This window comes from Streptomyces sp. NPDC058469 (assembly GCF_042721125.1).
GTDB lineage: Bacteria > Actinomycetota > Actinomycetes > Streptomycetales > Streptomycetaceae > Streptomyces.
Genome location: NZ_JBHXME010000283.1, coordinates 1 through 7,181, shown reverse-complemented (window position 1 = coordinate 7,181; position 7,181 = coordinate 1). Strand labels below are relative to the sequence as shown.

The 7,181-nt window shown below is 70.8% G+C and carries 7 protein-coding genes; 2 read left to right on the top strand and 5 right to left on the bottom strand.

Annotated features, from left to right (window positions below; translation table 11 throughout):
- Nucleotides 1-26: 26 nt before the first annotated feature.
- The 5 genes from ACFWP5_RS51115 to ACFWP5_RS51095 form a co-directional block, all read right to left on the bottom strand.
- Nucleotides 27-845 (bottom strand): crotonase/enoyl-CoA hydratase family protein, encoded by an 819-nt coding sequence (locus tag ACFWP5_RS51115; protein WP_384173880.1) that lies wholly within the window; start codon nt 843-845, stop codon nt 27-29.
- Nucleotides 846-970: 125 nt separating this feature from the next.
- Nucleotides 971-1,393: a MaoC/PaaZ C-terminal domain-containing protein gene (locus tag ACFWP5_RS51110; RefSeq protein WP_384173877.1), complete on the bottom strand. Its 423-nt coding sequence runs from the start codon at nt 1,391-1,393 to the stop codon at nt 971-973.
- Nucleotides 1,394-1,407: 14 nt separating this feature from the next.
- Entirely contained in the window at nt 1,408-1,932 is a 525-nt protein-coding gene (locus ACFWP5_RS51105) for a MaoC family dehydratase N-terminal domain-containing protein (RefSeq protein WP_384173874.1), read from the bottom strand.
- A gap of 60 nt (nt 1,933-1,992) precedes the next feature.
- Entirely contained in the window at nt 1,993-3,489 is a 1,497-nt protein-coding gene (locus tag ACFWP5_RS51100; RefSeq protein ID WP_384173871.1) for a VWA domain-containing protein, read from the bottom strand.
- Nucleotides 3,486-4,391, bottom strand: a complete 906-nt coding sequence (locus ACFWP5_RS51095) for an AAA family ATPase (RefSeq protein WP_384173868.1) — start codon at nt 4,389-4,391, stop codon at nt 3,486-3,488. Before ACFWP5_RS51095 ends, ACFWP5_RS51100 begins: the two co-directional genes overlap by 4 nt.
- A gap of 359 nt (nt 4,392-4,750) precedes the next feature.
- On the opposite strand from ACFWP5_RS51095, the gene ACFWP5_RS51090 reads away from it, so the two are divergent.
- Both ACFWP5_RS51090 and ACFWP5_RS51085 read left to right on the top strand, forming a co-directional pair.
- Nucleotides 4,751-5,896, top strand: coding sequence for an acyl-CoA dehydrogenase family protein (locus ACFWP5_RS51090; protein ID WP_384173865.1), 1,146 nt, complete (start codon nt 4,751-4,753; stop codon nt 5,894-5,896).
- Complete coding sequence (locus ACFWP5_RS51085; RefSeq protein WP_384173862.1) at nt 5,893-7,125, top strand: acyl-CoA dehydrogenase family protein; 1,233 nt, start codon at nt 5,893-5,895, stop codon at nt 7,123-7,125. Before ACFWP5_RS51090 ends, ACFWP5_RS51085 begins: the two co-directional genes overlap by 4 nt.
- The last annotated feature ends 56 nt before the right edge of the window (nt 7,126-7,181 follow it).

Genomic DNA, 7,181 nt, shown 5'->3' with positions numbered 1-7,181 from the left:
CGCGCGAACCGTCCGGTGCCGGGAACTCAGCGCCCCTGCCAGACCGGGGCCCGCTTCTCGGCGAAGGCACGCGGACCCTCCACCGCGTCGGCCGAGCCGCTCACACGGGCCAGTTCCTTCGTGGTCAGCTCCCACAGCGGAGCGTCGGCGGGCCGCTGGGCGCCCTGGTATCCCAGCGCGATCCGCTTGGTGGCCTGGACGGACAGCGGCGCGTTGGCGGCGATCCGCCCGGCCAGCTCGACCGCGGCTTCCAGCACGTCAGCGGCCGGCACCACGCGGTTGACCAGATGTAGTTCGAGCGCCCGCTGCGCGCTGATCGGGTCGCCGGTCAGCAGCATCTCCAGACCGACGCGCTGGGGCAGCTGGGCCGCGAGCCGGAAGGCCCCGCCGGCGCCGGCCACGAGCCCGCGCTTGACCTCGGGGAGGCCGAACGACGCCGTGTCCGCGGCCACCACGAGGTCACTGGCCAGGGCCAGTTCGGTTCCCCCGCCGATCGCCGCGCCGTTCACCGCCGCGACGGTCGGCTTGCCGATGTAGTGGCCGACGTATCCGGCCAGCCCCCACTGCTCGCGGCCCTCGGGGATGATCCGCTCTCCGCGCAGGATGGCCTTGAGGTCCGCCCCGGCGCAGAACGCCTTGTCGCCCGCGCCGGTCAGCACGACGGCGCGGACGTCGTCGTCGTTCTCCGCCTCTTCGAGGGCGTCGCCCACGCCCAGGCAGACCGCTTCGTTGACCGCGTTGCGGACGTCGGGGCGGTTGATGGTGATGACCATCACGTGCCCGCGCCGCTCGACGAGAACGGGGTGCTCGGCGGACGCCTGCCCGGTGGTGCTCGGCTCGCTCACGGATCCTCCTCCTGGTGCGGTTGCCCCGACGGGCCGTGAGGCCGACCGGAACATATAGAAAGTCTTACGGTAACTCTAACGGCAATCTCGGTGGTAGCTGGTGGTCGCGCTGATGCCGGTGCGGCTCAACCGAACCGCACGACGGCCTTGCCGGGGGCGAGCTTGGATCCGTCCGCCGCCTCGGTCCACACGTCCACTGTCGCGGTGACGGCGCCGTCGACCTTCTCGACGCCGGTCACCACACCGCGGGCGGTGACGGTCATGCCCTTTGTGTTGGCCCCGCGGAACTGGCACGAGAGGCTGATGATCCGTCCGCTGTCGCCCATCCACGCCCGCAGCGCGTTGTGCAGGTAGGACCACTGGAGGTTGCCCATCCCGAAAGCGGTCGGGTACCCGGCCGCACGGCCGGCCTCGTCGTCCATGTGGATCGGCACGAACTCGTCGTTGACGGCCGCATAGCGGTTCCAGTTCGCGAAACCGGTCTCTCTGGTGAACGGCCCTATCTCGTCGCCGATCCCGACCTTGTCGCCTGACGTCGCAGTCTGCACGTCGGTTCGTCCCTTCAGTAGCGAATGAGCGTCGACACGGTCCGCTTGACGAGCCGGCCGCTCTGATTGGTCCAGGTCTCCTCGGCGGTGCTGAAGAGCATCAGGCCCAGCCGTCCCTCGCGCTCGGTGTAGGGCCCGAGACACCGGCTGCCGGTGATCACGTCGCCGGGGCGCATTCGGTCGCCGTACTCCACCGACATGCCGCCGTTGAGCTGGAACGTCAGTCCGGGACCGGGTACGCCGGCCTGGATCTCGGTGTTGTCGGGGTCGTTGGGATCGGAGACCGCTTCGGGATTCCGGGCCCAGGTCTCGGCACACGACCAGGCGAACGGGTTGAACTCCTCGGGCGCGACGATGCCCCGGTGGACGGTTCGGCGGGCGTACTCCTCACTGAGGAACAGCTGCGGAGCGGGCTCGGGCCAGTACACCGCGAGGGCCCATCTGCGGATGTCGGACGCGCTCACGGGATGGCTCACCTGCCGTGCGAGCTCGACGCCCACAGCGGCCTGCATGGCCGCCGAGATCCTGCTGTCAGTCATGGTGCTCCTTGCGAACCGGACGGAAGGAACGGCCCGGGGGCCGTGGCGGGTGGCGGGTTCTCACGCCAGCCGTTCGACGAACTGCCTGAGCTGGCGGATGTTGCGGCACTCGACGACGTCGTCGCAGTGCGGCGCGTACTGGTCCATGACCGAATCGCCGCTGCCCCACGCCGCGCGCGGCTCCGGGTTGAGCCAGTACACCCGGCCGGCGCGCTGCCGGAGCGCCGACAGCGACTCCACCGACGGCGAGCGGTAGTTGGTCCGCGCGTCGCCCAGGACGACGACGATGCTCCGGCTGCCGACCTGCGTACCCCAGCGGTCCCAGAAGCCCCGGAACGCCTTGCCGTAATCCGACCGCCCGTCGAGCAGGACCCCGCTGCCGGACTCGTCGATCCGGCGCGCCGCCTCGGCGGCGCCGTCCGATCCGGCGAGCAGGTCGGTCACCTCGTCCATGCCGTCGACGAAGACGAAGCTGCGCACCACCCGGAACTGCGTGCGCAACGCCTGGGCGAGTTGCAGGGTGAACCCGGCGAACGTGGCGACGGATCCGGAGATGTCGGCGAGCAGCACCAACTCCGGCTTGGCCGGGCGCGGGGGCCGGAACGCCAGCCGTACCGGCGCCCCTCCGGCCGAGAGCGACTCGCGTACCGTGCGGCGGAAATCGAGCGGGCCCCGCCGGGCGCGGCGACGCGTCGCGCTCAGCTTGCCCGCCAACTGGGCGGGCAGTGGCGCCAGCGCGGCGCGCAGCGCGGCCAGTTCTACTGTCGACGCGGTCAGGAAGTCAAGGTCCTCCGGCAGCGCACTCCGCAGGGAGCGCGCCACGGCGGCCGCACCTCGGTCCTCGACGAGGCGTCGGCGCACCTCGGTCTCGATCTCCTGCCGGAGCCGTTCCACGCGCCGCTCCGCCTCCTCGGCCGCCAGCCGGACGCGCAGGGCGGACGCCGGGGAGCCGTCGGTCCCGCCGCTGAGTCCGGCCAGCCGGTCGCACAGGTCACCCGGCTCCACGGCACGGAACGTGCGCTGCACGGCGAGCGTGCCGGCCACCGGTTGACCCGGCCGGATCCGGGCGTGCCGGTCGACCAGCTCGGCGGTCACGGCGCGCAGGCCCAGATCGTCCCGCTGGTCGAGAACCCGGACGAGAAGGTCGCGCAGTTCCGTGTCACCGGCCCCGGCGAGCCGCGCGGCCAACCGGCCGCGGACCTGCGTGCCATCGGCATCCGGTGCCGGACCTCCGCCTTGACCGGGGCGCGCCCCGGGGGAGAAGAACAGGTCGAAGACCGTGTCAAAGGCACGCCCGTGCCGACCGCTCTTGACCAGCGTGGCCGCCAGGGCGGCCTTGAGCTGGTCCGGCTGGAGCGGGTCCGTGTACTCCAGGCTCCGGACCGCGTCGATGCTCTCGCTCGTCGACACGGGCACACCGATCTGCCGCAGTTCGCCGATCAGCCCTTCGACCGCGGTCAGTAGCGCTTCACCTGCCTCCTGAAGCGCCCTCGGGGGTCGGCCGGGCCCGTGCGGGCCTGGCCCCGGCGGCCCGGAGCACGCTGTCGCGACGGTCATGACGAAACCTGGCCGAGCTCGCGCGTCGCGAGTTCGATGTCGCTCTGGTGCTTGAGCAGGACCGGGAGGGCCGCGACCACTCCGGCCGGGTCCACTTCCGAGGACTCGAACAGGAGCAGCGTCCTGGCCCAGTCGATCGTCTCGGAGACGGACGGCTTCTTCTTGAGTTGCAGGCCGCGCAGAGTGACCACCACCTGGGTGAGCTGCGTCGCGAGATGCTCGCTGATGCCCGGCACGGCGGAGCGGACGATCTCCCGTTCCCGCTCGGCGCCCGGATACCCGATGTGCAGAAAGAGGCACCGGCGCTTCAGCGCCTCGGACAGCTCGCGGCTGTTGTTGGAGGTGAGCAGTACCAGGGGCCTGCGGCGGGCCGTCACGGTACCGAATTCGGGGATGGAGACCTGGAAGTCAGAGAGGACCTCCAGCAGTAGCGCCTCCGTCTCGATGTCCAGCCGGTCGACCTCGTCGATGAGCAGGACGACGTCGTCCTCGGATCGGATCGCTTCGAGCAGGGGGCGGGCCAGCAGGTACTCCTCGCTGAAGATGTCCCGCTCCAGCGCCTGCCACTGCTCCGTGGCGGCGTCACGTGAGGCGTGGATCCGCAACAGCTGCTTGCGGTAGTCCCACTCGTACAGGGCCTTCGACTCGTCCAGACCCTCGTAGCACTGCAACCGGATCAACCGCGCCCCCGTGACCCGGCTGAGCGCCTTCGCGAGTTCGGTCTTGCCGGTGCCCGCGGGGCCTTCAGCGAGTACCGGTTTTCCGAGTCGGCCTGCCAGGAAGACCGCGCCGCTGATCTGCGGGTCCGCGATGTATCCGACAGCGGCGAGGCTGTCGGCCACATCTTCGGGCGTCGTGAAGTGGTGGCCGGCGCTGCCGTCGTGCTCGTCTGCTGCGGGCATGCCTGTCTCTCCCCGGGGGCCGCCGGCGGTGGCGCTCGGGAGCCCGTTCCCGTGGCTCCCGAACGTTCCGCCGACGACTTGGTTGGTTATACCGTATGCCTTCCAGTAACTATTCAAGTTAGCCTTACGGTAATTTATTTGACAAGGCTCTTCGGCCGGTGGTCGACTGGCCCGGCCAAGCGTCGAGCGGTGCGTGGACGCGCACCGCTCCCGAGGCTCTGCCGCCAGGGCAGCCTCCGTGGGGAGCCGACGGCCGCAGTCGGTGGGTTTCACGCGTGCCCGTGGACCCGATCGGCCGGCACCGCGGGCCGCGAAGGTATGAGCGCCGCGAGGCGCCGTGAAACGACAAGGGAGTCCGCATGGATCTAGTGCTCTCGGCAGATCAGAAACTCTTTCGGGCCACGGTGAAGGCCTTCCTGGAGAAGGAGGCGCCGCTCACGAGGGTGCGGGAACTCGCGGACACGTCCACCGGATTCGACCGTGACTGGTGGAGCCGAGCCGCCGAGCTCGGCTGGACGGCGATGCTCGTCTCCGAGGAGCTCGGGGGCGGGAGCGTCTCGGGGGGCGGCCTGCTCGACCTCGCCATCGTCGCCGAGGAACTCGGCCGCGGCGTCGGCCCCGGCCCGCTGCTGGCGACCAACATCGTGCTGGCCGGCCTGGTCGCGGCCACCGACGGCCCGGACCACTCGCACATCATCGAAGCGCTCGTCTCCGGCGAGAGCGTCGCCACCTGGGCGGTCTACGAGCCCGGCGGGCAGTGGTCCCCGCTGACGCCCGGCCTGACGGCGAAGGCCGGGAAGGACGGCTTCGTACTCGACGGCGTCAAGGACCGGGTCGAGCTCGCCGAGCAGGCGGACCTGCTGCTGGTGACGGCGATGACCGAGCAGGGGCCCACCCAGTTCCTGGTGCCGGTGGACGCGGCCGGGGTTTCGGTCGAGGCGTCCCGGAGCCTGGACCTGGTCCGGCGCTTCGCGGAGGTCCGCTTCGCCGGTGTGGAGGTTCCCGAGCCCGCCGTCGTCGGCCTCGTGGGCCGCGCGGAGCCGCTCGTCGAGCGCCAGCTCCAAGTCGCGGTCGTGCTGCAGAGCGCCGAGACCTGCGGGGCCCTGGAGCGGGTGTTCGAGTTCACCACGCAGTGGGCCTTCGACCGCTACTCCTTCGGGCGTCCGCTGGCCTCCTACCAGGCGCTCAAACATCGGTTCGCCGATATGAAGACCTGGATCGAAGCGTGCCACGCGACCACCGGCGCGGCCGCGCGCGCGGTCCAGGACGGCACCGAGGACGCGGCCGAGCTGGTGAGCGTCGCCAAGTCCTATGTCGGCAGCCGCTCCACGCAGATCCTCCAGGACTGCATCCAGATGCACGGGGGGATCGGCGTCACCTGGGAGCACGACCTCCACCTGTATCTCCGGCGTGCGACGGTGAACCGGGCCCTCTACGGGACACCCGAGGACCACCGCCTCCGCATCGCCGACATCATCGCGCCCTCAGAGAGGAAGACGTCATGACCGACAGCACTGTGGAGGCGGTCGAGTCGTTCCGCCTCAGGGCCCGTGCGTGGCTGGCCGAGAACATGCCGCGGGTCGACGTCGACGCAGTCCCGCCGCCGCCCGGGGACGACGACGCCGAGTGGGTCCGCACCCGTGAACTGCAGAAGAAGCTCTACGCGGGCGGGTTCGCGGGCATCTGCTTCCCCTCGGAGTACGGCGGCCTGGGCCTCACCCCGGAGCACCAGCGGGCGTTCACCGAGGAGTCCGAGGGCTATGAGATGCCACTGCTGCTGAACGTCCCCACGTTCAGCATCTGCGCGCCCACGATCATGGACATGGGCTCGGAGCAGCAGAAGCGCGAGCGCATCTCCGCGGCGATCCGCGGCGACGAGATCCTCGTGCAGTTCCTGTCGGAGCCCAGTGGCGGTTCGGACCTCGCCGGCCTGGTCACCCGCGCGGACCGCGACGGGGACACCTGGGTGCTCAACGGGGCCAAGACGTGGAGCACGTGCGCCTACGCCGCGGACTACGCCCTGTGCCTGGCGCGCACCGACTGGGACGCGCCCAAGCACCGGGGCCTGACGATGTTCCTGGTGAAGGTCCACCAGCCCGGGATCACGATGCGCCGTATCACCCAGGTGAGCGGGTCGACCGAGTTCTGCGAGGAGTTCTTCGACGACCTCGTCCTGCCCGCGGACGCGGTGGTGGGCGAGGTCAACGGCGGATGGGCGGTGGCCTCCCGGCAGTTGTTCCACGAGCGGACCGCGGTGGGCGGCGGTTCGCCCTTCACCAGCGGCCGGGGCACCGGGCGGGTCAGCCAGCCCAAGCCGGACCTCGTCCAGATCGCCCGCGCGTCCGGCCGGGCCGCCGACCCTCGGGTGCGCGAGATGCTCGGTGAGGGGCACGCGCTGGAGAAGGTGCAGGAGCAGTTGATCCGTCGCGTCAGCATCGGCCTGGAGACCGGTCAGATGCCGTCCCCGGCAGCTTCGATCATGCGGCTGGCCCACGCCGAGACCGACTGGCGCGTCGACGACCTGGCGTTGGAGATCGCCGGGGGTCTGGCCGTCAGCGGCGAGGGCCCTGGCCGGGTCGGCGACAACTTCCTCATGCGCCAGGGCGCCAGCCTCGGCGGAGGAAGCACCGAGATGTCGCGGAACATCATCAGTGAGCGAATCCTCGGGATGCCGCGCGAATACGCGGCCGACCGCGATGTGCCGTTCAGTCAGGTCAAGCGCGGCAGCAGCTGACGCGAGCCGCCGGAACGCAGCGGCGCACCGAGGAGCGTGTTCGCTCTCCTCGGTGC

Bases quoted from the DNA above. Each gene is read 5' to 3' on its own strand.
- ACFWP5_RS51105 (WP_384173874.1), bottom strand. From the start codon at position 1,932: ATGACTGACAGCAGGATCTCGGCGGCCATGCAGGCCGCTGTGGGCGTC.
- ACFWP5_RS51100 (WP_384173871.1), bottom strand. From the start codon at position 3,489: ATGACCGTCGCGACAGCGTGCTCCGGGCCGCCGGGGCCAGGCCCGCAC.
- ACFWP5_RS51095 (WP_384173868.1), bottom strand. From the start codon at position 4,391: ATGCCCGCAGCAGACGAGCACGACGGCAGCGCCGGCCACCACTTCACG.
- ACFWP5_RS51090 (WP_384173865.1), top strand. From the start codon at position 4,751: ATGGATCTAGTGCTCTCGGCAGATCAGAAACTCTTTCGGGCCACGGTG.
- ACFWP5_RS51085 (WP_384173862.1), top strand. From the start codon at position 5,893: ATGACCGACAGCACTGTGGAGGCGGTCGAGTCGTTCCGCCTCAGGGCC.